The 23,454-nt window shown below is 65.4% G+C and carries 19 protein-coding genes and 3 tRNA genes; 13 read left to right on the forward strand and 9 right to left on the reverse strand.

All coding sequences use genetic code 11. The annotated features are described in order from the left end of the window. Window position 1: 1 nt before the first annotated feature. Window positions 2–1,444 (reverse strand): NCS2 family permease, encoded by a 1,443-nt coding sequence (locus F8G81_RS02960; protein ID WP_267277550.1) that lies wholly within the window; start codon window positions 1,442–1,444, stop codon window positions 2–4. Window positions 1,445–1,557: 113 nt separating this feature from the next. On the opposite strand from F8G81_RS02960, the gene F8G81_RS02965 reads away from it, so the two are divergent. Next, a complete protein-coding gene (locus F8G81_RS02965) occupies window positions 1,558–2,223 on the forward strand; it encodes a copper resistance CopC family protein (protein WP_267277551.1) in 666 nt (221 codons plus the stop codon). Window positions 2,224–2,288: 65 nt separating this feature from the next. Here F8G81_RS02965 and F8G81_RS02970 read toward each other — a convergent pair whose 3' ends face one another. Continuing rightward, window positions 2,289–2,927, reverse strand: a complete 639-nt coding sequence (locus F8G81_RS02970) for an NAD(P)-binding protein (RefSeq protein WP_267279386.1) — start codon at window positions 2,925–2,927, stop codon at window positions 2,289–2,291. Window positions 2,928–3,343: 416 nt separating this feature from the next. Between F8G81_RS02970 and F8G81_RS02975 the strand changes: the two genes are divergently transcribed. From F8G81_RS02975 to F8G81_RS02995, 5 genes are all read left to right on the forward strand, one after another. Beyond that, complete coding sequence (locus F8G81_RS02975) at window positions 3,344–4,378, forward strand: universal stress protein (RefSeq protein ID WP_267277552.1); 1,035 nt, start codon at window positions 3,344–3,346, stop codon at window positions 4,376–4,378. Between the two features lie 30 nt (window positions 4,379–4,408). Further along, entirely contained in the window at window positions 4,409–7,282 is a 2,874-nt protein-coding gene (locus tag F8G81_RS02980) for a PEP/pyruvate-binding domain-containing protein (RefSeq protein WP_267277553.1), read from the forward strand. A 132-nt stretch (window positions 7,283–7,414) separates the two neighbouring features. Next, complete coding sequence (locus F8G81_RS02985) at window positions 7,415–8,716, forward strand: hypothetical protein (RefSeq protein ID WP_267277554.1); 1,302 nt, start codon at window positions 7,415–7,417, stop codon at window positions 8,714–8,716. After that, window positions 8,713–9,732 carry an ABC transporter ATP-binding protein gene (locus F8G81_RS02990; RefSeq protein WP_416377097.1) on the forward strand — a complete coding sequence of 340 codons (1,020 nt, stop codon included), beginning with the start codon at window positions 8,713–8,715 and terminating at the stop codon, window positions 9,730–9,732. The genes F8G81_RS02985 and F8G81_RS02990 overlap by 4 nt, the downstream gene beginning before the upstream one ends. 136 nt (window positions 9,733–9,868) lie before the next feature. After that, a complete protein-coding gene (locus F8G81_RS02995) occupies window positions 9,869–10,666 on the forward strand; it encodes an ABC transporter permease (RefSeq protein ID WP_416377160.1) in 798 nt (265 codons plus the stop codon). 43 nt (window positions 10,667–10,709) lie between these two features. On the opposite strand, the gene F8G81_RS03000 is transcribed toward F8G81_RS02995, so the two are convergent. Beyond that, window positions 10,710–12,176 (reverse strand): C40 family peptidase, encoded by a 1,467-nt coding sequence (locus F8G81_RS03000; RefSeq protein WP_267277555.1) that lies wholly within the window; start codon window positions 12,174–12,176, stop codon window positions 10,710–10,712. Window positions 12,177–12,453: 277 nt separating this feature from the next. Here F8G81_RS03000 and F8G81_RS03005 point away from each other — a divergent pair, with 277 nt between their 5' ends. From F8G81_RS03005 to F8G81_RS03015, 3 genes are read left to right on the forward strand one after another with little or no spacing between them, the layout of a single operon-like run. Next, window positions 12,454–13,362, forward strand: a complete 909-nt coding sequence (locus F8G81_RS03005; protein WP_267277556.1) for a TIGR04222 domain-containing membrane protein — start codon at window positions 12,454–12,456, stop codon at window positions 13,360–13,362. Further along, the gene (locus F8G81_RS03010) at window positions 13,331–14,257 is read left to right on the forward strand and encodes a DUF692 domain-containing protein (protein WP_267277557.1); all 927 of its coding nucleotides are present in this window, start codon (window positions 13,331–13,333) and stop codon (window positions 14,255–14,257) included. Before F8G81_RS03005 ends, F8G81_RS03010 begins: the two co-directional genes overlap by 32 nt. Next, entirely contained in the window at window positions 14,254–14,823 is a 570-nt protein-coding gene (locus F8G81_RS03015; protein WP_267277558.1) for a hypothetical protein, read from the forward strand. The genes F8G81_RS03010 and F8G81_RS03015 overlap by 4 nt, the downstream gene beginning before the upstream one ends. Before the next feature lie 10 nt (window positions 14,824–14,833). Here F8G81_RS03015 and F8G81_RS03020 read toward each other — a convergent pair whose 3' ends face one another. The 4 genes from F8G81_RS03020 to F8G81_RS03035 form a co-directional block, all read right to left on the reverse strand. After that, window positions 14,834–15,754 carry a cation diffusion facilitator family transporter gene (locus F8G81_RS03020; RefSeq protein WP_267277559.1) on the reverse strand — a complete coding sequence of 307 codons (921 nt, stop codon included), beginning with the start codon at window positions 15,752–15,754 and terminating at the stop codon, window positions 14,834–14,836. 65 nt (window positions 15,755–15,819) lie between these two features. Next, complete coding sequence (locus F8G81_RS03025) at window positions 15,820–16,248, reverse strand: metallopeptidase family protein (protein WP_267277560.1); 429 nt, start codon at window positions 16,246–16,248, stop codon at window positions 15,820–15,822. A gap of 67 nt (window positions 16,249–16,315) precedes the next feature. Further along, window positions 16,316–17,278, reverse strand: a complete 963-nt coding sequence (locus F8G81_RS03030; RefSeq protein WP_267277561.1) for a DMT family transporter — start codon at window positions 17,276–17,278, stop codon at window positions 16,316–16,318. 136 nt (window positions 17,279–17,414) lie between these two features. Further along, a complete protein-coding gene (locus tag F8G81_RS03035) occupies window positions 17,415–18,470 on the reverse strand; it encodes a PHP domain-containing protein (RefSeq protein ID WP_267279389.1) in 1,056 nt (351 codons plus the stop codon). 169 nt (window positions 18,471–18,639) lie between these two features. On the opposite strand from F8G81_RS03035, the gene F8G81_RS03040 reads away from it, so the two are divergent. The 3 genes from F8G81_RS03040 (at window position 18,640) to F8G81_RS03050 (ending at window position 19,002) form a co-directional block, all read left to right on the forward strand. Further along, window positions 18,640–18,712 (forward strand) — tRNA-Glu (locus F8G81_RS03040). Window positions 18,713–18,804: 92 nt separating this feature from the next. Beyond that, window positions 18,805–18,878, forward strand: a tRNA-Asp gene (locus F8G81_RS03045). Between the two features lie 48 nt (window positions 18,879–18,926). Beyond that, window positions 18,927–19,002: transfer RNA gene (locus tag F8G81_RS03050), tRNA-Phe, on the forward strand. 129 nt (window positions 19,003–19,131) lie between these two features. On the opposite strand, the gene F8G81_RS03055 is transcribed toward F8G81_RS03050, so the two are convergent. Further along, window positions 19,132–21,522, reverse strand: a complete 2,391-nt coding sequence (locus F8G81_RS03055; RefSeq protein ID WP_267277562.1) for a glycosyl hydrolase family 95 catalytic domain-containing protein — start codon at window positions 21,520–21,522, stop codon at window positions 19,132–19,134. Between the two features lie 334 nt (window positions 21,523–21,856). Here F8G81_RS03055 and F8G81_RS03060 point away from each other — a divergent pair, with 334 nt between their 5' ends. After that, complete coding sequence (locus F8G81_RS03060) at window positions 21,857–22,852, forward strand: glycoside hydrolase family 43 protein (RefSeq protein WP_267277563.1); 996 nt, start codon at window positions 21,857–21,859, stop codon at window positions 22,850–22,852. On the opposite strand, the gene F8G81_RS03065 is transcribed toward F8G81_RS03060, so the two are convergent. Further along, on the reverse strand, window positions 22,838–23,353 hold the full coding sequence (locus F8G81_RS03065; protein WP_267277564.1) for a hypothetical protein: 516 nt from the start codon (window positions 23,351–23,353) through the stop codon (window positions 22,838–22,840). The two genes, F8G81_RS03060 and F8G81_RS03065, sit on opposite strands and share 15 nt — an antisense overlap. Between the last annotated feature and the right edge of the window lie 101 nt (window positions 23,354–23,454).

Consider the following 23,454-nt stretch of genomic DNA (forward strand, 5'->3'; position numbering starts at 1 on the left):
GCTACATGCCCAGGGCGGCCTCGATCGGACCCACCGCGAAGAAGAGCAGGAACGCGCCCGCCACCGCCCACATCAGGGGATGGACGTCGCGGACCCTGCCCTGGATGGTGCGGATCAGGACATACGCGATGAAACCCGCGCCCAGGCCGTTGGCGATCGAGTAGGTGAACGGCATCAGTGTGAAGGTCAGGAAGGCCGGGATGGCGATGCCCCAGTCCTGCCAGTCGATCTTCCCCACCTGGGACACCATCATGAAACCGACCACCACCAGGGCCGGCGCCACAGCCTCGAACGGGACCAGGTTGATCAGCGGGGTGAAGAACATCGCCACGAGGAACAACAGGCCTGTGACGATGGAGGCGATGCCGGTCCGGGCTCCTTCGCCGATGCCGGCCCCGGCCTCCACGTAGATCTGGTTGGAGGACACGGAGGCCCCGCCGCCCACTATCGCGCCGAGGGCGTCCACCTGCAGAACGCGGTCAACATCGGGGATGTTTCCGTGCTCGTCCACCGTCCCGGCCTCGTTGGCAAGCCCCACCATGGTGCCCATCGCGTCGAAGAAGATGCTCAGCAGGATGACAAACGCCAGCAGCGTGGCGGCCACAAAGCCCAGGTGCTCAAACGCGCCGAACGGGTTGGCCTTTCCGATCAGGGACAGGTCAGGCGCTGCCCACTCCGAAAAGGTGGGCGCTACCAGGGACCAGCCCTGCGGGTTGAACGGTTTGCCCGGAGCGACGCTGGGGCCGATGTGCAGGGTCGTTTCAAGAATGACGGCGATGACGGTGGAGGTGATGATGCCAATCAGGATGGCACCCTTCACCTTCCGGACCACCAGGCCGAGTGTAAGGATCAGGCCGAACACAAACACGGCGGTAGGCCAGCCCAGCAGTTTCCCGTCGAAGCCCAGGCCCACGGGGACGGTAGTTCCGGCGACGTCCGGGATGCGGCGGACGAACCCGGCGTTGACCAGCCCGATCAGGGCGATGAACAGGCCAATGCCCACCACGATGGCCGTCTTGAGGCCATCCGGCACCGCCTTAAACACCGCGGTCCGGAAACCGGTCAGGACCAGGATCAGCATGGTCACCCCGGAGATCACCACCAGGCCCATCATGTCCGGCCATGTGAGGCCCGGGTTGGTGGCCACGGTGACAGCCACGAAGGCATTGACGCCGAGCCCTGTGGCCAGGGCGAAGGGGTGCTTGGCCCAGGCTCCCATCAGGATGGTGAGGACGCCGGCCACAAATGCTGTCACGGCGGCCACCGCGGGGAAACCGAGGGAGTTGCCGCTGGAATCGGCGCCGGAGAGGATCAGCGGGTTCAGCACCACGATGTAGCTCATGGCAAAGAAGGTGGCGAAGCCGCCGCGGACCTCGCGGGAGAGGTTGGACCCGCGTTCGGTGATCCTGAAATACCGGTCCAGGGCAGAGCCTTGCTTAAGCATTAGTCCTCCGGGGCAGTCTGTGGGGATACCTGAATCCTATGGGCCGTCCGGAAGAATGCCCGCCAAACTCGCCTAGTCTGTAAGGAAGCCAACACAAAGGGAGCAGTCCAGACATGCGTTCCATCCGCCATTTGCTGAGCCTTGCGCTCGGGATCTTTTTCGCCGCCGCCATCCTGGGGGTTGCGGGCCCGGCCAGCGCGCACGACGCCGCTGAATCCAGCACCCCGGCCCAGGGCGCAACGGTGGCCGCACCGCCGGAAAAGGTCTCCGTGACGTTCAACAGGAACCCTTTGGCCATCGGCTCGCAGTTCTCCGTGAAGGATTCCACGGGGACTGAGTGGGCGGAAGGCGCCGTCGAGATCGTGGACAACGTGGTCAGCCAGAAGCTCAGGGGCGGCGCGCCGGCGGGGGCATACACGGTCACATGGCGGGTGGTCAGCTCCGATTCACACCCCATCGAGGGGACGTTCGGCTTTACGGCCACCGCTGCGGCTGCGGGGGCTGCGCCCTCCGCTTCGGCAACAACGGGTTCGACGGCGGCTGGTTCAGGAGCAGCGGGGGCGACGACGGCCGCAGCCGTTCCCGGCATGGGCACCCCGCAGCCCGGGGTCACCTCGCCCGGTGAGCCTGCGGCTGACGCCTCGGAGCCGTTTCCGTGGAGCCTGGTGGTTTTTGCCGCCGTGGCCATCGGGCTGCTCGTAGCAATCGCGGTCACGGCAAGGCGCAGGCTCATGGGCGGCAGGGAAGAAGAGGACGTTGAGGAGCCCACGCTGAGGTAGCCGGGCTGGGCTGGTTTGTCTGCGCTGGTTTGTCTGGGCTGGTTTGCCTGTGTTGTCTGGGCTTGCTAGCCCGGGACGATGGCGAAGCTTCCGGTCAGGATGGTGGGAGCGCTCTCCGGATAGACCTTGGACGAGATAGCCTGGCCCACCGTTTTGGCCTGGCGCAGCACTTCCTTGGGAGAGGGCGTAATGAGCTCGCCTACGCCCACCAGATAGATGCCGATGGCGCGCATCGCGGCAATCAGGTTGTGCCCCACAGTGATGCCGAAGTCGCTCAGCATGCGCCGCAGCTGGCTGTGCGCGCACCGGGTCAGCACAATGTGTTCAGCCACCAGGATGCCGTTGGGAGTGTGGACCTCCCACTGCCGCGAGCGGCCATCCGTGGCCGGGTTGTCCTGCGGGCCGTGCACCATGGTCAGCTTGACCGCGCGGATGGTGCTGCGGACGTCCATGTTGTGGCTGGCCGCGTAGTTGCGCAGGTGCCGAAGGATTTCGTTCCGTTCCCGCAGGGAATCGGAGTCTGCAGCATCACAGCGCTGCAGCGAAGCTGTGTTGGCCGGCTGCCCGGCGCCCAGGATGTCGAGTCCGTCCACAACGATGGAGTCCACGCCCCGCCGGCGCAGCTCTGCGGCCACGGCCAGGCCGGAAAGGCCCGTGCCAATGATCACAGTGGTGGTCTGTTCGGTCCCGCCAATCAAAGGCATGCTTGACACTACAGTTTTCCTCCTTCGAAGCTTCCGGCTTACGCAGGCGTCGTCGCCCTGCACGCGTTCCGTTACCCCCAAAGTGCGGTCGCAGTACCTGGCCCGGGCCTGCCTTGACACGGCACATCCCGGACCAACAATGCCTCGAAGACTACAGAACATTTATTGACATGGATAGCCCAAACCCAAACATTCCGAAAGGAATGTTTGCGCTCACCATTTTGTCCAAAGGCTGTGGATAACTGTTGCCGCTGCAGCCTTGCGCATGCTTGCTAAGTGTCTGCGGACCGAGAATAGTGAGAAGTGGAGGCGGGCTTTCCTGATCTGGCGCGTGGCGGCCGGACGGGTGCGGGTGGAACGGGCTGCTTCTGGCAGAATAGCCGCAATATCAGGCAGTATCGCGAGGAGGCGGCCCAATGGGCGCAGAAGAGATGCATCCGGACCCGGAGCGGGACGGCGGTGCCAGTTCTGCTCCGCAAGGGATTGTTGTGGGCGTGGACGGATCGGACCACGGCCAGTGCGCCCTTGTCTGGGCGGCACGCGAGGCGGAGCGCCGCCGTCGGCCCCTTCATATCGTGACCGCATATTCGGTGCCGATCTTCGCAGCGTCCGGACTGGACGGCGGCTACGCCACGGTGGATGACTCGGTCATCCGTGAAGGCGCCGAAGCCATCGTCAAGCAGGCCCTGGACAAAGTGGCCGGCTATAACATCGACGTCGATGCCTCGGTTGAGAACGGTGACGCGGCCGGGGTGCTGCTGGGGCTGTCCGAAACCGCCGAGCTCCTCGTTTTCGGAACCCGAGGCAGGGGTGGCTTTGTAGGGCGGCTTCTCGGTTCGGTCAGCAGCGCCCTGCCGGCCCACGCCAAGTGCCCCACCGTGACTGTCCCGCTGATCTGCGCCGACCGTCTCGGCGAAACCACCGAGGACAGGCGGATCAAGGCCGAGCAGGCCAAATCCGGGCACCAGCGCGTCGAGAACGTTGTGGTGGTGGGCGTAGACGGTTCCGAGCAGGCCCGCGTGGCAGTCCTGGAGGCTGCGGCCCAGGCCGAAAGGCTGGGAGCAACCCTGCGGGTCATTTGCGCGGTGCCGCAGTACAGCGGTTCGCTCGCCTGGGTGCCGGCGCCGATGGACCGCAAAGCGCTTTTTGCGGACATCCAGGTACAGCTGGATGCCGGCATGGCCTGGCTCAAAAGCCACTATCCCCACCTCCCCATCGAGTCCGTGCTGAAGGATGGTTCCCCCGTGGAGGTGCTGGTGGAGGAAAGCCGGCATGTCGAACTCGTGGTGGTGGGAACCCGTGGCCGCGGCGGCTTCGCCGGCATGCTCCTGGGTTCCACGTCGGATGGAGTTCTCCACCACGCCAAGGGCCCCATCCTGGTGGTGCCGGACCGGGAGGACCCACGGCTGGCGGACAGGGCCAGCTTCGGTCCCATCCTCGGCGCGGCTTAACGTCCAGCCTTCCAATCTGGAGGCGTGCAGATGCCGGATATCACTGGTGCAGCACCTCGCGGTTCCCAGGCAGCAACCAGGGAAGTGCGGCAGCCGGAGAGCGGAGCGCCGGACGGAAAGCTCGTTCTGGACCTCAGGCAGGTCCATGCCGGACTGGTGCCCCTGGTGGGCGGCAAGGCAGCCAACCTCGGCGAGCTGATAACCGGCGGCTTGCCTGTCCCGGACGGCTTCTGCCTGACCACCGACGCCTACCGGCTGGCAACCATGCCCTCGCCGGCCAAAGGATCCGGGCCAGCCACGGAATCCGGATCAGCCACGGAATCCGCGCACCGTGGAGTGGAAAGCCTTGACGACGTCCTCGGCGCACTGAGGTCCACGGACCCGGCGAGCCTAGCGGAGTTGGCGGACCTGGCCGGCAGGGCGCGGCAGATCATCGGACGGGTAAGTATTCCGGCCGAGGTGGCTGCAGCGGTGACCCAGGCCTACGCGGAACTGGGGGAGGACGTCCCGGTGGCCGTCAGGTCCTCGGCCACAGCAGAAGACCTTCCGTCCGCCAGCTTTGCCGGCCAGCAGGACACGTACCTCAACGTGGTGGGGGCCGACGCCGTCCTGACGGCCGTGCGCGACTGCTGGGCTTCGCTCTGGACCGACAGGGCTGTCAGCTACCGGGCCAGCAGGGGGATCGACCCCGCATCCGTGGCGCTCGCCGCCGTCGTCCAAAAAATGGTGGACGCCGCTGCCGCTGGTGTGATGTTCACGGCCAATCCAGTCACCGGGCGGCGGCAGCAGACCGTCATCGATGCCAGCCCGGGTCTGGGGGAAGCTGTGGTGTCCGGTGCCGTTAACCCGGACCACTATGTGGTGGATCCGCTGGAGGGAAGGGTGTTGGAGCGTCGGGTCGGGGATAAACGGTTGATGGTCAGGCCACTGCCCGGTGGCGGGACAGAGAGCGTGCAGTTGCCGGACTCCGGCGCTCCCTGCCTCACCTACGGACAGGCGGCCGAGCTGGCTGCCCTTGGCCTGCGCGTGGAGGGGCTTTTCGGTTCGCCGCAGGACATCGAATGGGCCATCGATCACGCCGGCCGGCTGTGGCTGACCCAGTCACGGCCCATCACCACCCTGTACCCGGTGCCGGAGCGGGCCACCGCCGCCGCGGGTGCGCGCGTCTATCTCTGCTTCAGCCTGGCCCAGGGCCTCACCCGCCCTATCACCCCCATGGGCTTGGCGGCCGTCCGGCTCATTGCCTCCTCCGTGGCGCGGGCAGCGAAATTCGACGTGACGGAGCCGCACCGCGGGCCATCCCCGTACGCGGAAGCCGGCCAGCGCATCTACTTCGACCTGACAACGGTGGCCCGGAGCACCACCGGCCGGCGAATTGTTCCCCGGGTCTTCGACGTGATGGAAGCCCGTTCCGCGGTGCTGCTGCGCCGGGTCTTCGAGGACCCCAGGTTTTCGGTGACCCGCAGGACACCGTTAGGCCTGCTGCGCCATGTTGTGCCTGCGGCGGCGCATGCCCGCGCTCCTGAAACCCTGCTCCGTGCCCTGTTCCGGCCGCAGGCGGCGCTCCGGCGGCTGAACCGGTTTACCCGTGAGTTCAATGACTCGCTGCAGCTCAACCGTGATGCCACCCCGGCGGAACGCCTGGACCATGCCGAGCGGCTCCTTGGCACGCGCCTTTTCACGATTGTGCCGGCCGTCCTTCCGCTGCCCGCACTGGGATTCGCCATGCTGGCCGTGGCAGGGAAACTGCTGGGCGGCGCAAACAGCGGATGGGACCAGCTCCAGCAGGTGCTCCGCGGGCTGCCCAACAACGTGACCACCGAGATGGACCTGGAACTGTGGCGGCTCGCCACCGTCATCAGGGACGACGCCGAATCCGCTGCTGCCGTAAGAGGGCTGGAACCGGCGGCCTTGGCCAGCCAGTTCGGCGCGGGGCAGCTCCCGGCAGTCCTGCAGGCGGGGCTGGTACGTTTCCTGGGCCGTTACGGGCACCGCGCCGTGGCCGAGATCGACGTCGGGATGCCCCGCTGGTCCGATGTTCCCACGCACATCCTTGGAGTCCTGGCCAACTACCTTCGCCTCGATGACCCAGGCATGGCTCCGGATGTTCAGTTCGCCAAGGCGGAAGAAGAAGCAGACGCGCACGTGGCACGCCTCGTGTCCCTGGCGCGCAACCGCGGACGCCTCCGCGGTGCCATGGTGCAGGCCGCCCTGCGGCGGACCCGGCTCTTCGCCGGGCTGCGCGAGCTGCCAAAAAACCAGATCGTGATGGGCCTGGCCGAAGTACGGACGCAGCTGCAGCAGGTGGGGGCGGCCCTGGCCGCTGCCGGCGCCATCGCAGATCCGGAGGACATCTTTTTCCTTGATTTCGAGGAGGCGCGGGAAGGGCTTGGACAGGGTGCGGGAAGTAATTCGGCGGGAAGCCCTTCAACAGGGAACACTGACCTGCGCGAACTCGTCCAGGCACGGAAGGAGGCATATGAGCGTGAGCTCGAACGGCGCCATGTGCCGCGGCTGTTGCTCTCGGACGGAACTGAACCGGAGGCGCTGCCAGGCCCGGATGTGCTGCCTGGTTCACAACAGACACCCGGAACCCTTAGCGGCAGCCCCGCCTCGGCGGGAACAGCAACGGCAGCAGCGCGAGTCATCCTGGATCCGATCGGGGCGCATCTGGAACCCGGCGAGATCCTGGTGGCGCCTTCAACAGATCCCGGCTGGACCCCATTGTTCCTCACCGCCGGCGGCCTGGTCATGGAGATGGGCGGCCCCAACTCCCACGGTGCTGTGGTGGCGCGGGAGTACGGCATCCCCGCGGTGGTCGGTGTTGCAGACGCCACCATCCGGATCTCCACCGGACAGAGAATAACGGTCGACGGCGGTGCCGGGACCGTGGTGCCTGAATAACCTTGGCTGGCCGGCGTCAGCAGGGGCAGGCACGGCAAAAAGGGGTGTGGACGGCCAGCGTCAGGCGTACCCTGAATCTATGGGCTGCAAGGACGAAGCGGGGCCAAGATGAGCCGTGCCTGGCTGCGGTGGATGCCAGCCGCAGCAGTACCTGCTGTGATTGCCGCTGGTGTGCTGGCGGGGTCCATTCCGGCGCGGGCCGGTGACCCCCTCCCCGAGAAGACTCCCGCGCAGGTCCTTGCCCTGGTGGCCGGGCACACCACCAAGACTTTCTCCGGAACAGTGGAACAGACCTCTGACCTGGGCCTGCCTGAACTCCCGGCGCCAGGACCCACCTCTGGACCGGCCTCCGCGGGAGGGGCAGCCTCAGCCCTGGAGCTTTTGACCGGCCAGCACACAGCCCGAATTTTTATGGACGGACCGGCTAAAGTGCGGATCCAACTGGTGGACCGGCTGGCTGAACGGGACCTGATCCGGCGGGACAGCGACGTTTGGTTCTACTCCTCCAAGGACAACACCGCAGCCCACCTCACGCTGCCCGCGAAGGCCAGTGACCTGCCGCTGCCGCAGCCTGAAGCCCCGGTGCCGCCCACTCCGGACGAGCTGGCCAGCAGGCTCCTGGCCGCAGCCGATCCTTCCACTGAAGTGACGGTGGGACCGGACGTTGAGGTTGCCGGCCGCGCTGCCTACAACCTGGTGCTTGAGCCGCGGACCGAAGGAACCCTGGTGGGCAGTGCCGCCATCGCGGTGGACAGCGAAACGGGCATGCCGCTGAGGGTTTCGGTAACGGCGCGGGGCCAGGCAGAGCCGGCCTTCCAGAGCGGTTTCGCGAGCCTGTCGTTGGAGCCGCCGGACGATTCGCGGTTCAGCTTTGTTCCACCGCCGGGGGCCACGGTCAAGGAGCTCCAGCCGCCGGCCCCGGGCATGCACTGGCCGTCCACGCCAGCCATCCCGGGATCTCCGGGCACGACCACCCCCGGCCAGGTTGAGCCGGATCAGGTTGAGCCCGGCCAGGTTGAGCCGCAGCCGGCCCCGCCCCTGCCCGGCGACGTCCCGGCCGTCCCGCCGAGCCCAGCGGACAAACTGCCGCCGGACCAGCCTCCCGCGGACCAGCTTCCGCCGGAGCTTCAGGACGGGCAGGTCCCGCCTGACAAGCCCAGCTGGGACAGAAAGGCCATGCCCCGGCCGTCCGTGACCGGCAGCGGCTGGGAGACAGTGATTGGTATCCCGGCCGCAATGGGCGGGCAGGGGTCAGTCCTGAGTGAGTCACTGCTGAATGATCCGCTCCTGGCCCAGGCCGCCGTCGTCGTTCCCGGGGGACGGTTGCTGTCCACCGCCCTGGTTAACGTCCTGTTCACCGACGACGGACGCGTCTTCGTGGGGATGGTTCCGTCCGAGAGGCTGCAAGCCGCCGCCGGCGCAGTGGCCCCGTGACGGGCTCCGGCGCCGCCGCTGTGACGGGCGTTCAGGAGAACGGGACGTCGGGACTGACCATTGAAACTAAGGGCCTGAGTAAGAGGTTCGGCCACCAATTGGCCGTTGATTCGGTGGATCTGGCGGTGCCGCACGGCTCGGTGTTTGGGTTCCTGGGGCCCAACGGGTCAGGAAAGACCACCACCATCCGCATGATGCTGGGCCTTGCGGCGGCCTCGGCCGGTACAGTCAGCGTGCTTGGCCTGGAGATGCCGGGCCGCCTCCACGACGTCCTTCCGCGAGTAGGCGCACTCGTGGAAGGCCCTGCTTTTTATCCCTTCCTGTCAGGTGCCGCCAATCTTCACAGGCTTGACGCCGCCAGCCGGCATGCTGCGCCGGCCACGCGTAAAGCGAGGGTCCAGAATGCCTTGGAGCGGGTGGGCCTGGCCCACGCGGCCGGGAAAAGGGTGCACGCCTATTCATTGGGCATGAAGCAGCGGCTGGGCATCGCCAACGCCTTGCTGTCCCCGCGGGAACTCCTAGTCCTGGACGAGCCCACTAACGGGCTGGATCCACAAGGCACCCGGGAGGTCAGAAGCCTGGTCCGTTCCCTCGCTGCCGACGGCGCCACCGTGTTCGTGTCCAGCCACCTGCTCGCAGAGGTGGAGCAGATCTGCACCCACGCGGCCATCATGAGCGCAGGGCGGCTGGTGGCCCAGGGGCCCCTGGCGGAGCTCCGCCAGGCTGGTGAAACACGGATCCGCCTCATAACGCCCGACGCCGGAGCAGCCTCTGATGTCCTGCGCCGGCTGGGAATGGATCCTGCTCAGGGGACGCCGGCGCCCGAAGGCGACGTGGTGACCGCCGTGGCCGCCGTTTCCCCAGAAGCCGCGGGGTCAAACGGCACGGCGCCGGAGAATGTTGTGGCGCGCCTGGTGGAGGCAGGTGTCAGGGTCCGCGGATTTTCGGTGGAGCGGGAGAGCCTGGAGGACCGGTTCGTGGCCTTGACGGGGGAGGGGTTCGACGTTGCCCAGTAGCAGGTTGCCCAGTAGCAGATTGTCCAGTGACAGATTGCCTAGTAACAGTGTGCCCGGGAGCGTACAGGGACGTGAGGCCGGCGGCCGGCCCGGAGCCGCACGAGGCGGCGCGGCCGCGCCATCAAGCCTGTCGCTGCTGGCGTCCGAACTGAAGGTGCTGTTCCGCCGCCGGAGAACCTGGGCGATGCTGCTGGCACTGGCCGCGATACCGGTGCTGATCGCCGTCGCCGTCCGGCTTTCTTCCACGGTGCCGCCGGGGCGGGGGCCCGCTTTCCTGGACCGGATCACCCAGAACGGGCTCTTTGTGGCGGTCACCGCCATGCTGGTTTCGGTTCCCCTGTTCCTGCCCCTCACCATCGGGGTGGTTGCCGGCGACACGATCGCCGGCGAGGCGAGCCTTGGCACCCTGCGCTATCTCCTGGTGGCTCCTGCCGGGAGGGTGCGGCTGCTCCTGGTGAAGTACGCCGGTGCGCTGGCCTTCTGCGTCGCCGCGCCCGTTACCGTGGCCCTCGCGGGAACTGCGATTGGGGCCTCGCTGTTTCCTATCGGCCCGGTGACGCTGCTGTCCGGGGACGTGGTCCAACCACCGGAAGCGGCACTGCGGCTGGTGCTGATCGCGTGTTATCTCTCGGTGTCCCTTGCCGGTCTCTCGGCAATCGGCCTGTTCCTGTCCACCCTTACCGTGGTCCCTGTCGGTGCGATGGCGGCCACGGTGGTGGTGTCGGTGGTGTCACAGGTCCTGGACCAGTTGCCGCAGCTCGAGTGGCTGCACCCCTGGCTTTTCAGCCACTACTGGTTTGGCTTTGGAGATATCCTGCGGGAGCCTGTGCTGTGGGATTCGTTTGCCAGCAATGCCCTGCTGCAAGCCGGGTATGTGGCCGTGTTTGGCGCGCTGGCCTACGGGAGGTTCGTCACCAAGGATGTGCTCTCCTGAGGGGGCCGCTCGGGTTCTTTTAGCTGGAAGTCGTTAGCAAGGGCTAGTAGCGGGCGGCGTAGGGATGAAGCTGCATGCCGGCCATCCGGCTCAGCTGGGTCACGGCGATTCCTTCATTCGGATTCAGGGCCTGCACCACCTGGCCGTTTCCCAGGTAAATTGCCACGTGATAGAAGTTCGGCGCCGAGCCCCACACCAACAGGTCGCCTCGCTGGGCCTGCGAGATGGGTACATGCACCGGGGCTGAGGAATACTGCTGCGCCGCCGTGCGGGGCAGGTATTTGCCGGCCGCGGCGAATGCTGTCTGCACCAGGCCGGAGCAGTCAAAGCCATACGGCCCGGTCCCGCCCCATTGGTAGAAGTAGGGTGCTCCCACCTTGGTCATTGCCACGGAGATGGCGGTCTCATTGGAACCTCCGGGCGAAGGCGAAGGCGAAGGCGCAGGCGCAACGGGAGCGGGTGCAACGGGAGCAGGAACTAGTGGAGCGGGAGCTGCCGGAACGCCGGGAGCTGGAACTGCAGGAGGCTGTGGAGCGGGAGCGGGAGCGGGAGCCGGAGCAGCTGGGCCGGGAGCAGCGGGGCCGGGGACCGCAGGCGCGGGAGCTGCCGGTGCCGGCGCGGCAGGTGCGGGAGCAGCCGGCGCCACAGCCCGTGGACCAGCCGCCCGACCAGCCGCCGCCTCTGCTGCTGCGGCCTGATCCGCTGCTGCGGTCAGTGCGGCAAGCCTGGCCGCGTCCCGCTGCCTGTCCAGGGCATCAACGCGCGCAGATTCCAAGGCAACCGTGGTGTTCCTCAGCTGTGCCAGCTGATCCACCAGGACTGCCCGCTGTGCCGTAGCCTCCGCTACGGCCTTCACCTGGGCGGCGTTGGCCTGTTCAGCCTCCTCCTTGCGGACTTCAGCGTTCCTTGCTGCATCTTCTGCCGCCCGGTTGGCATCATCGGCGGCAGCAGTCAGGGACTTGAAGGTGGTGGCGGCAGTTTCGGCTGACTGGAAGGCGCGGCTCCGGCTGGCCGAGATGGCCTCCAGTGTGGCGGCCTGCTGCAGGACGTCGCCGCCCCCCATGAACGTGCTCAGGGCCGGGTTCATGCCGCCGTTGCGGTAAAGATCGCCGGCAAGCTGCCCCACCTCCTTGCGCGTTTTGTCCTGCTCGTGCTGGGCTGCCTGGGCTCTCGCCGTGGCAGCCACCGCGGCGGACTGCCGGGACTGCTGCTCAACCAAGGCGTCGCCATAGGAGTTATTTGCCTGCAGTGACAACGCGAAAGTGGCCTGCTGGGCTGTGGCTGCGTCCGACAGGATGCGCTCGATGGCCGCCACCTGATCCGCCGTCGCGCTTTCACTGGCTTTGGCCGCGGCGATGTCCTCGGGGCTGGGAATCTCCGGGGCGGCCGGAAGCTGGACGGCGGGTGCCTGTGGCAGGGGAGCGGCTTGAGCCGGCAGTGCGAGAGTTCCCAGAAGCACGACGGCGGCGCACCATACGGCGGCCTTCCGGCCCGGTGCGGTCAAACCCATGTCAAAACCTCGCAGCACAGTAAGGCTGGTGATCGAGGCTTGTATGCGGCACAAAGATGCCCCGCTGCCCATCGCCCAGCAGTCCGAGGCTACGTGACAGGATGCACAATGGCAACAACTGTCACATCAATAACATTAACAACAGGCGGTTGGCGGGCTGGTTATTTGCCTCGGCGTGTCGGCTTCATTTGAGCCGGGCACATGGACAGTCCAACCCATAACGGAACGCCGTTCGGGCCCGTAACATTGGGGAACGACAACACTGACAGGGGGGCTAGTGGAGCCGACATGGGGCATTGAGGGCGCGGATTTCCTGGGGTGGTATCTGAGCATTGGGCTGTTGCTGGCCGCCACCATTTTCCTGGTCCGGCTGTTCACCGGCGGTCTGATACCCGTTCGTCCAAAAGTTGACCCCCACACCCTCCTGCCGCTCGATCTGGCGTACCTGAGCGGCGGCCCGTTCCACGCCGTGGCAATCAGCCATTGGGTATGGACGGATCACAAGGCGGGGCGCCATGGCGAGGAAGCGGAGTTCCTGCGAGCAAACCGGCTGGACCCTTTGCTGCAGGCAGTTGCCGGTCCCGTGCTGAATTCCACTGCCTCCATCAGGGAGTGCCTGCTGGATCCGGCCGTTTCGTTCCAGCTCAGGTCCAGGCATCAACAGCTCGCCGGGCGGGGACTGCTGCGCAGCCGCGGAGTCATGGGTTTTCTGCGGATCCTGAAATGGGTTGCCATCGGGTTCCTGGCGCTGGGTGTTGCCCGGATCGTCGCAGGGATGATCAACGGCAGGGACACCGCGTATCTGGTGGGTGCGGTCATTGCGGGCGTCTTCCTGCTGTTTGTACTGGCCGTCAAGATCCCCACCATCACTCATCCAGGAATCAAGGCGCTGCGCGAACTGCGGCGCGAGAACCAGGACCTCCGGCCCGGCAGGAAAGCGGGCTACGACGGCGTTCGTCCCGCCCGGGTGGCACTTGGGGCGGCGCTCTTTGGCACAGCCGGGTTATGGATTGCGGCTCCGGCCTATGCCTCGGCCATGGGGATCCCCGCCGCAGGGACAGCCGCCGGCGGTGGAATGTACTACGGCGATTCCGGCTCATCCTCCGCATCCTCCTCATCGTCCGGAAGCTCCTCATGCAGCAGCGGCAGCAGCGGTGGCTGCGGCGGCGGCGGTTGTGGTGGTTGAGGCAGGACTGCTTCAGCCGGGCCTGGGCATCGGCTGGCGTTCCAGCCTGGCAGAGTCCATTGGCCGCCTGAACGGCCTGTCTTTCGTTGAGGTTGTGGCCGAGAACCTGCATGATCATGGTTCCGGAATAGACGTGCCTCCTGACCTCCAACAGCTGGTCGACGGCGGCAGCACCGCCGTCGCGCATGGAATCTCACTGTCGCTGGGCTCGGCCGCAGAGGTGGACCAGTCCCGCCTGGCGCATTTGCGCCGGGTGGGGGAGGCCATCCGGGCGCCCCTGGTCAGCGAACACATTGCGTTCGTGCGGGCCGGGAGTCCTGCCCCGCCGGGGGCCCCGCATGCGGACATGCTCGAGGCCGGCCATCTGCTGCCGGTGCCGCGGAGCCTTGACTCGCTATTGGTGCTGACGGCCAACATCCGGCAGGCTGTGGACGGGCTGGAGGTTCCGCTGGCACTGGAACCCATCGCGGCGCTGGCCGAGTGGCCGGACAACACCATGACCGAGGGCCAGTTCCTGACCGAGCTGCTGGAACGGACAGACGCTTTGCTGGTGCTCGACGTCGCGAACGTGTATGCCAATGCAGTGAACCATGGCCGCGACCCGCTTGCGGCGTTGCTTGAGTTTCCGCTTGAGCGCATCGCCTATTGCCACATTGCGGGAGGAAGCGTGATGGACGGTCTCTACCAGGACACCCATCAGGACCCGGTCCCGCGGGAGGTCCTGGAACTCGGCGGCGAACTCCTTCAATCGACAGGACCCGTGCCGCTGATGCTCGAACGCGACGGCAAGTTCCCTCCCGAAGCGGTGTTTTTTGCCGAGCTGGACGCCATCGCCGACGCCGCAGGCCTGCCCCGTGTCACCCCCGGTGCAACGGCCGGGCAGCTTCCGGAATGACTGCAGGAACAGGCAGTCCCTCGGATCCGGACGGCGTGGACTCCGGAAGCTGGGACGGTACTGGCGCGCAGGTGCTCGCCGCTGCGCGTTTACGCCTCGCCGCCAGCCAGCGGGAGCTCGTTGAGGCGCTCGTGGCGAAGGGGCCGGTGCCTGAAGGCTTCGACCCCCTGCAGGTGGCGGCCGTCCGGCGTGGCCTTGAACGCAAGAGGCTGGGCGGCATTGGCTACCACTTTCCAGCCCTGGCGGGCGCCATCCGGGCAAACCCCGGCTTGATGGAGTTGTTTGGCAGCTGGCACAGTGCCAATCATCCGGGCGAAGGTCCGGAACCTGGCTATTACGCCGACGGGGTGAGGCTGATCGGCTTCCTGGAGGGCATCGGCAGGCTGCCCGGCGACGCCACCCGGGAAGTGCTGATGTTGCGGATCGGGACAAGTGCGGCGCCCGACGGTCACCGGATCCCGGCGCGGTGGGCGGGGCTGCGCCGTGTTGGCGTTGATGGCAAGACGTGGTGGGTGGCCGGCAGCCATCGCCGCTGGGTGTGGCTGCGAAGCCCACGCTGCCCGTAAAGCGTTGAGGTTAGGCGTGCTGATGCGCCTCGTGTTCAAGGTGGCTGGCGGGCTCAAGCTGGAACGTGCAGTGCTCGGTGTCGAAGTGGGAGCCAAGGCAGGTGATGAGCTTGTCCAGCACCTGGTCGGCGCCGCGGGCAGTGAGCACTCCATCCTCAAGAACCACGTGGGCGGAGAACACCGGTACCCCGGAGGTGATGGTCCAGATGTGGATGTCGTGAACGTCCACCACGCCCTCAACGGACAGGATGTGCTCGCGGATCATCTGAACCTCCACACCCTTGGGGCTCGCTTCAAGCAGGACATCCACCACATCGCGGAGCAGGCTCCAGGCGCGCGGCAGGATCATCAGGGCAATGAGCACGGAGGCAATGGTGTCAGCGGCGTGGTAACCCGTGGTCAGGATCACCACTGCGGCCACAATGACTGCCAAGGACCCCAGCAGGTCGCCCAGTACTTCCAGGTAGGCTCCCCGGACGTTCAGGCTGTCTTGGTGTGCACCCCGCAGGATCAGCAGGGACACCAGATTGGCCAGCGCTCCCAGGATGGCAGCCCCCAGCATGATGTCCGTTTGTACCTCGGGAGCAGATCCGAAACGCCGGATCGCCTCGGTGAAGATGATCACGGAGATGACGATCAGGATCAGGGCGTTGGCCAGCGCCGCCAGGACCTCGGCCCGCTGGTAACCGTACGTTCTCAAGTCGCTGGCCGGACGGCCCGCAATCCACGACGCGAGAAGCGCAATGGTGACGCCCGCAGCGTCGGACAGCATGTGGCCTGCGTCAGCCAGGAGGGCCAGGGACCCGGAGAGCGCCGCCCCTGCCACCTGGACCAGGACCACAGCCAGTGTGATGGCCAAAACGGCTACAAGGCGCTTGCGGTGCCGGCCCGTGGCCGTGATCCCATGCGTATGGCTGTGGTCGTGTCCCATGCCTCTAAGGCTAGTCCCAGATGGGCCGGCTCAACGTGAGGTAAACAGTGACTGGCCCGCTCAGGTTAGTCCCAGCCCAGCTCGTGCAGCCGTTCTTCACCAATGCCGAAGTGGTGGGCGATCTCATGAACCACCGTCACGGCCACCTCCTCAATCACCTCGTCACGGGATCCGCAGATCTCCAGGATGGGCTGGCGGAAGATGGTGATTCGGTCCGGGAGCGAACCCGCGTCCCACCACGAGTCACGTTCAGTCAGCGGCACGCCCTCGTAGAGTCCCAGCAGGACGGTGTCCGGATCTTCGCCGGGCCGGGGCACGTAGTCATCCTCGATGAAGACTGCCACGTTGTCCATGGCGCTCGCAATCTTGGCGGGAATCCGGTTGAGGGCATCGGTGACAGCGGATTCAAAGTCGTCGTCGGACATGTCAAAAGGTCCGGAATCCGGTGGACCATCCGGGACGATGGGAAGTCCGGGCGGCAGGTTGGCGGGCATATTCTGACTCTAGCGGGAAAGCCGGAACTTCCCTGCCGCTGAGGCGGCGGCGGTCAAGGACAAACAGTCAAGACACGGAGGGTGTGCGGGATTTGCGCCGGGTGAGGCCGACGCCCACCAGGCAGACCACGCCTCCCACCAGGCCCCAGATGGTGGGGATCTCGCTGAGGACCAGCCACGAGATCAGGATGGTGGCGCCTGGCACCAGATACGTGGTGGCGGCCATTTTTCCGGCGTCGATCAAGGACAACGCATACGCCCATGTGGTGAAGGCGATCGCGGTGGGGAAAACACCCAGATACACAAGCCCCAACGTTGCCGGCAGCGGTGCCGCCTGCAGTTCGGACACCAGTTGCCCCGTGAACGGCAGGCAGCACAGGGCGCCCACCACGATCCCGAACCAGGTGGCCTGGCCCGCCGGGAACTTCCGCAGCACGGGCTTCTGGATGATCACGCTGACCGAGGCGAGAACAGCGGCAAGGAGGCATAGCAGCACGCCCGCAACATACGACGTCGAACTTTGCCCCGCTGCGGGAGCTGCGCCGGATCCGAGGGCGATCAGCGCTACCCCGCCGAAGGCCACCAGGCTGCCAATAATCAGCCAGCGGGGGAAGCCTTCCTTGAGGAAAAATCCTGCCAAAACGGCGATGAGGATGGGGGAGACGTTGATCAGCATGGCACTGGTCCCGGCGTCCAGGAGGTGCTCGGCGGCGTTGAGCGCAACGTTGTAGCCGCCGAACCACATCACGCCGTAGGCCACGATGGGCCACCATTCCCGGCCCTGCGGCAGAAGCCTGCTCTTCAGCAGCTGTGGAAGCACCAGGACACCAAGCACGACGGCGGCAACCGCCAGCCTGCCCAGCGTCAGGGGGCCGGGGGAAAAGTCGGGGCCGATGGCCCGGATACCCACAAAAGCTGATGCCCAGAGGACCACAGTTACCACGACGGCCGCCACGCCAAGAGCGTTGACCGGGTTGCCTGCAGGGAGGGGGGCCGAGGAGCGTCGAGTGCGTGTTCGGGTGGAAGCCATGCTGCCAATCTAGCGCTGCGCCGCCGCGGACAGCTGGCGGAAATCGGCCACGTCTAGTCGAGTTTCTGCCAATGTCGTTGAGCGTGGTTAGCGGCCGTGCTCCAGCAGCCACTGGCCGGTGCGGTGACGGAGTTTCCTAGCCCCGGGACCACTCCAGAAGCCGCTCCAGGGGCCAGGTGGTCACGATGCGCTCCGCCGGCACGTTGTTCAGCTCGGCACGCGCCGCGCCGTACTGGAGGAAATCCAGCTGCCCCGGGGCATGGGCATCGCTGTCGATGGAAAACAGGCAGCCGGCGTCGAGGGCCAACTGGATCAGCTCGTCCGGCGGGTCCTGCCGCTCCGGGCGGGAGTTGATCTCCACGGCCACGTTGTTTTCGGCGCAGGCGGCGAAGACCTTCCTCGCATCGAATTCAGAAGGCGGCCGCAGGCCGCGCGATCCCTCCACCAGTCGTCCGGTGCAGTGGCCCAGGACGTTGGTGTGCGGGTCCTGGATGCCTTTGAGCATGCGCCTGGTCATGGTGGTGCGGTCGGAGCGGAGCTTGGAGTGGACACTTGCCACTACAACATCCAGCCGGTCCAGCAGCTCCGGAGCCTGGTCCAGTTCACCGGTCTCCAGGATGTCCACCTCGATTCCCGTCAGGAGACGGAAATTGTTTCCGGCTGTGGACCCACTTCCTGTGGCGCCACTGCCTGTGGTGCCGTCCGAGTTGATGGCGGCAACGACGTCGAGCTGTTCCATGAGGCGCTCCGCGCTGAGGCCGTTGGCGATTTTTAGATTGGGCGAGTGGTCGGTGAGCGCCAGGTACTCCCTGCCCAGGACGCGCGCTGCCTCAGCCATGGCGGCAATGGGGGAGCCGCCGTCGGACCAGTCACTGTGCGTGTGCAGGTCGCCGCGAAGGGTGCGCAGGAGCTCACCGCCGCCTTCGGCAAGCGCACCGGTTCCGCGCTGCCGCAGGTCCTGGAGGTAGTCGGGAACCTCCCCGTCCACGGCCTGGCGGATGACCTGATAGGTCCGGTCCCCGATGCCCTTCATGCTTTTGAGCCGGCCATCACGTGCCCTGGCCGCGAGCTCGTCCGGCTCCAGGGCGGCAATGGCGGCGGCCGCTTTACGGAACGCCTGCACCTTGAAGGTGGCAGCCCGTCCACGTTCCAGCCAGAACGCAATCTCATTCAGTGCGGCAACGGCATCCATCTGTCCATCTTCGCCGCTGACTGCTGCTTTGTTCACCTAGCCGGAAGCCGATTTTGGATAATTCCCACCAAGGCCCTATAGTTTTAGAGTCCAGTTCGGAGGAACAGCAAAGGACAAAGACTGAGAGCCTCGGCTTGAAGCCTTTTTATTTTGCTCCGAACGGGTTCTGGCCCCCATCGTCTAGCGGCCTAGGACACCGCCCTTTCACGGCGGCGGCACGGGTTCGAATCCCGTTGGGGGTACGCAAGGAGCTGGTCAGGCCGGATGTGAAAGTCTGGTAGGCTGGAAGCCTTGAAAAAAGCGGTAGAGATACCGCGGAAGCAAGAAAAAGCAAGGCCCTGTAGCGCAGTTGGTTAGCGCGCCGCCCTGTCACGGCGGAGGTCGCGGGTTCAAGTCCCGTCAGGGTCGCTCTGATTGCCGGAAGCAATTCCGGCCGTCATGGTGACTAGTCACCTAGGCTCTGTAGCTCAGTTGGTAGAGCGTTCGACTGAAAATCGAAAGGTCACCGGATCGACGCCGGTCGGAGCCACCACTGGGAAGCATCAGTTCTTCGGAACTGGTGCTTTTCTTCTTAACCAGACCTGTCCTCAACCACGAGGGCCTCTTTCCTTAACCGGCCCGTGCGTCCGCCGTTGAGGGTTACTGGGCGGACGCGCTGCCTTTAGTCCTGCGGCTGGTTACCGGAGCGGGAGCCCAGAGGACTGATTAGGTAGGACTGTCCGGCGGCGGCCGTCCAGGAGATACCTGTCCGCCCCGCAATTGCCGGCCGTTGGGAAGCCTGGACCTGGGCACCACTGTCATCGACCACGGCTAAATCCTCCTGGCCATGGGGCACTTCGATCCAGACCTCGCTGTCCCAGGACGGCCGGACCGACGCGCGGACCAGCGCACCATCGGCCCATTCGACGTCAACGCTGTGACCACCTCTGGCCCTGATTCCGGAAACGCGCCCGGCAGTCCACGCGGTGGGTACGGTTTTGAGCAGGCTGATTGGACCTTCGTGGCTCTGCACCAACAGTTCGGCGAGTCCGGCAATTGCACCCAGGTTCCCGTCGATCTGAAAGATGTTGCCGCCCGGCCATTCAGGATGAGGGTGCAGGTCCAGCAGGGATTCTGAGCTGAGCTGGTGCACCAGTGTAGAGATGGACCTTTCCGCAAGCTGCCGGTCCCTGAGCCGCGCCGCCAGGCACAGCACCCAGGCCTGGCTCCAGCCTGTGTGACCGCTGCCGTGCGCGAGCCTGGTGTCCAGCGCCCGGCGTACCGCCGCGAAGTCTTCGGGCGTTCCTGCCTCCGTGATGCGGGTACCTGGATAAAGACCATAGAGGTGTGACAAATGACGGTGTCCGGGTTCAGCGGGCTCTTTCGATTCATCGCCCCATTCGAGGATGGCGCCATCATTGCCTGTGCGGATGGGGAGGATGCGTGGAAAGGCCAGCCGTGCCCTGTCCACGATGGCAAGGTCTGCGGCTGAGCACGTCTTTGCCAGGGACAGATAGTGGCTGAGGAGTTCGTGGACAAGTTCCTGGTCCATGGCACTTCCGGAGGTGACGCTGGCGGTGTCGCCACCGGAATGGAAGCGGTTTTCAGGTGAGGTGGAAGGACTGAAGGCGAGGCCGCCGTCGCCGTTGTCCTGAAGCATTTCGAGGGCGAACACGACGACCGGCTCCAGGACAGCAATGGTGGCCTTATCAGCCACAGGGCTGGCATCGGCAAAGTCGGTCCGGTCCCAGAAATGGGTGGCAAGCCACATCAGGCCAGAGGGCCAGTTGGCCCACTGCGGTTCACCGGAAACCGGGGTGGTGAAGCGCCAGATGTCGGTGTTGTGGTGCACCACGCTGCCTTTCACGCCGTAATACGCGTATGCCGTTTCCGCGCCCTTTATGGCAAGGTCCCGGGTCAGCTCCAGCAGCGGCTGGTGAAGATCCTGGAGCGCCGTGATCTCCGCGCCCCAGTAGTTCATCTGGGCATTGATGTTCGTTGTGTAGTTCGCACTCCAGCCTGGGCGCACATCGGCGTTCCAGATCCCCTGTAGATTCGCGGGTGCGGTGCCGGGGCGTGAGCTTGAAATCAGGAGGTATCTGCCGAAATGGAAATACAGTTCGGCGCGGGATGCCTCAGAGGCTCCTGCACCGCTGGATGCTGTGAGATCAAGGTCGACGCGGTTGAAGTAGCTCTGGTAGTCGGAGATGTGCCGCCTCCGGAGATCCTCGGTGCTTCGCACCTGTGCCGCGCGGACCCTTTCCTCTGCACCCCTGAGGAGGGACGCGACGTCGGCGCTGGGACGTTGGTCATATCCCCGGAATCCGGTCTCGATGGCGGCGATCAGCCGCAACGTGCCGTCGTCGATCCTTTCCATTGATGCGACGAGGGCAAACCCCATCCCCGCATCAACCAATCCTTGATCATCCGGTTCGTCGTCCGCGTAAACGATAGGGGCGGGATCCTGGACGTAGTTGGGAAATACGCTTGCCGGCGCCCTGCCCGAAACGAACAGGAACTCGGTGGCATCTTCAACCCGCCGCTCCACCCGGGTATGTGGATGCGGGGCGTCGAAATCGAGCGAACCAAGAACTTCTCCTGTATCTGGCACTGTGGCGGTGGAAACAAGGACGCCATCCGGCGCGGAGATGAAGGAGTCCATGCGGACCCATCCGCTGTCGGACTTATATTCCGTGGTGGCAATTGCTTGGGACACGTCCAGGAAGCGCCGATACTCCCCAATCCCTTCGTTCCCGTAGGTCCAGAGCAGTCCGCCGACGGGCTGATAGGACTGCGTCCACGAATTTCCCTGCAACACCACGGCAGCCGCATCTGCGCCGAGATGGTCGCCGCACTGAATGGCCTCGCGGAGGGCGGCAAGACGTTCCGCCCCTCCTTCGATCGAAGGTTCAGGAAGTGGACCGCCGGACCACAACGTATCGGCGTTCAACTCAAAACGCTCCCGGGCCGGGGTGCCGTATACGGCTGCCCCTGTCGAACCATTGCCAAGGAGGAAAGAGTTGATGAACAGGGTTGCGGGCCTGTTGAGGAGGACGCGGTGTCGCACGGACATGCTGTTGGATCCTTGCTCGGGAGAGAGGTGCCGCTGCGGATGAGGGGGACAGGATCGGTGTGACTACCCCTTGTCCCACCAACAGCCTCCACAAAAACTACAACGATGGAGATCGGCTGTCCATATTATTGGAGAAGTTCCTACAACCTATCCGAGCGAGGGAATACATCGGATGATTACGCGGGCTGGTAATTTGGTTGCTAGCAATAGCTGGCTCCACGCCGTGGCTAGCCAGCTACCCTTATAAAAATTCATTTGACCTTTAGGCTCCAGTCATTTCACGAATGTGGGCAAGTATTGTTTACGTCCTGAACAGAAAGAGTGATCCCGATCAATGAGTTCCAGCCATGAGTATGCGGGGTACCTCTTCGTCCACTTCAAACATGAAGCAGCGGACGGTGAGCAGATTTATTTTGCCCTGAGCGAGGGGAACCACCCGCTTCGCTTCCACGATCTCAATGGCGGCAAGCCGGTCCTGTTCTCGGCTTTGGGGGAATGCGGGGTACGCGACCCTCACATCGTCCGTTCCCCTGATGGCGAGCGGTTTTACATGGTTGCCACGGACCTGTGCCTCTACACGAGCCTTGACTGGGACCGGCACCAGCGCCGGGGCAGCCGCTCCATCATGGTCTGGGAGTCGAGGGATCTGGTGGACTGGGGGGAAGGCCGCCTTGTTGAGGTCGCGCCACCCGAAGCGGGTAACACCTGGGCGCCGGAATCGGTCTGGGATCCTGAGCAGGAGGCCTATCTGGTCCACTGGTCCTCGAAGCTCTATGACAATGTTGAGCACGAAGGCGAGAGCTACAACCGGATCATGTACGCCACCACCCGCGACTTCCGCGAGTTCTCCAAGCCACGCGTCTGGATCGACCGGGGCTGGGCCACGATCGACACCACCGTGATTTGCCACGAAGGCCTCTACTACCGCTTCCTCAAGGACGAGCGCACCCGCAGCGGAGAGGCGCCCAACGGCAAATCTGTCTTCTGTGAGACCGCCGACTCCCTGACAGCGGCCGACTGGAAGCTGCTGGCTGAAGGCATCGGCCTCGGTGCGATCAGCCGGGGCGAGGGCCCGCTGGTCTACAGGTCGAACACCGAGGACAAGTGGTTCCTCTGGCTGGACGAGTTCACCCCGGAACGCCGTTACGTTCCCTTCGAGACGACCGATCTGGCCGGCGGCCAGTGGACTCCCTCCAAGGACTTCCGGCTGCCGAAGGACCCCTGCCACGGTGTGGTGCTGCCGGTGACGGCCGAAGAGTACGAACGGCTCAGCACCGCGTGGGGAGACCGGGTTCGCAGCAACGTGTCGCAGGGCTCACTGGGGAGGTAGTGCTACCCCCTCTGGAGTCTCCCGTGTCCGCAGTCCGCTGTAGGCCGCACCGGCACCTGCAACGAATATGAGGACGGCGAGGTAGACCGGACCCAGGTGCTCCAGCGTCGCCAGGCCAAATGGGTAGTGTGCGGGGACGGAAATGGCGAGCCCGACAACCGGGACGATAACCGCTGTGGTGAAGGCCCAGCTTTCTCCTCGTCGCACGCCGTACCAGGACAGGCCCGCGATGGCCAGCCCTGTCGCCGCAATGAAGCCGCTGATGGCGAGGTGGAGATGGCTGATGTAGTGATACAGCTGCGGGCTGAACTCCTCCACATCAGCCTTCCCCTTGTCCACCTGATCGGGGCCGATGCCCAACTCGAGGAAGCTGCCCGTGAAGTTGAGCACCAGGAAGACGGCGGCGTAGCCCACGAAGGCCAGCCCGGCCAGCGTCATGAGGGCGGCACCTGTGCGGAGGCGGCGGGACTGTTTCCCGTGGGGAGCCTGGACGGAAGACATGGCCACCACACCTTTCCAATACAACCGGCTACCTAAATACGAAGCCGTCTACCTCAAGCCTGAACCTAACCTTGTCCGCGGAACAGGCCCTTCAAGGCTCC

The sequence above is a fragment of the Arthrobacter sp. CDRTa11 genome, from assembly GCF_026427775.1.
Classification (GTDB): Bacteria; Actinomycetota; Actinomycetes; order Actinomycetales; family Micrococcaceae; genus Arthrobacter.

What these genes read in the sequence shown, in the direction of transcription:
- F8G81_RS02960 (WP_267277550.1), bottom strand. Translation starts at nt 1,444, where the DNA reads ATGCTTAAGCAAGGCTCTGCCCTGGACCGGTATTTCAGGATCACCGAA.
- F8G81_RS02965 (WP_267277551.1), top strand. Translation starts at nt 1,558, where the DNA reads ATGCGTTCCATCCGCCATTTGCTGAGCCTTGCGCTCGGGATCTTTTTC.
- F8G81_RS02970 (WP_267279386.1), bottom strand. Translation starts at nt 2,927, where the DNA reads ATGCCTTTGATTGGCGGGACCGAACAGACCACCACTGTGATCATTGGC.
- F8G81_RS02975 (WP_267277552.1), top strand. Translation starts at nt 3,344, where the DNA reads ATGGGCGCAGAAGAGATGCATCCGGACCCGGAGCGGGACGGCGGTGCC.
- F8G81_RS02980 (WP_267277553.1), top strand. Translation starts at nt 4,409, where the DNA reads ATGCCGGATATCACTGGTGCAGCACCTCGCGGTTCCCAGGCAGCAACC.
- F8G81_RS02985 (WP_267277554.1), top strand. Translation starts at nt 7,415, where the DNA reads ATGCCAGCCGCAGCAGTACCTGCTGTGATTGCCGCTGGTGTGCTGGCG.
- F8G81_RS03000 (WP_267277555.1), bottom strand. Translation starts at nt 12,176, where the DNA reads ATGGGTTTGACCGCACCGGGCCGGAAGGCCGCCGTATGGTGCGCCGCC.
- F8G81_RS03015 (WP_267277558.1), top strand. Translation starts at nt 14,254, where the DNA reads ATGACTGCAGGAACAGGCAGTCCCTCGGATCCGGACGGCGTGGACTCC.
- F8G81_RS03020 (WP_267277559.1), bottom strand. Translation starts at nt 15,754, where the DNA reads ATGGGACACGACCACAGCCATACGCATGGGATCACGGCCACGGGCCGG.
- F8G81_RS03025 (WP_267277560.1), bottom strand. Translation starts at nt 16,248, where the DNA reads ATGCCCGCCAACCTGCCGCCCGGACTTCCCATCGTCCCGGATGGTCCA.
- F8G81_RS03030 (WP_267277561.1), bottom strand. Translation starts at nt 17,278, where the DNA reads ATGGCTTCCACCCGAACACGCACTCGACGCTCCTCGGCCCCCCTCCCT.
- F8G81_RS03035 (WP_267279389.1), bottom strand. Translation starts at nt 18,470, where the DNA reads ATGGATGCCGTTGCCGCACTGAATGAGATTGCGTTCTGGCTGGAACGT.
- F8G81_RS03055 (WP_267277562.1), bottom strand. Translation starts at nt 21,522, where the DNA reads ATGTCCGTGCGACACCGCGTCCTCCTCAACAGGCCCGCAACCCTGTTC.
- F8G81_RS03060 (WP_267277563.1), top strand. Translation starts at nt 21,857, where the DNA reads ATGAGTTCCAGCCATGAGTATGCGGGGTACCTCTTCGTCCACTTCAAA.
- F8G81_RS03065 (WP_267277564.1), bottom strand. Translation starts at nt 23,353, where the DNA reads ATGTCTTCCGTCCAGGCTCCCCACGGGAAACAGTCCCGCCGCCTCCGC.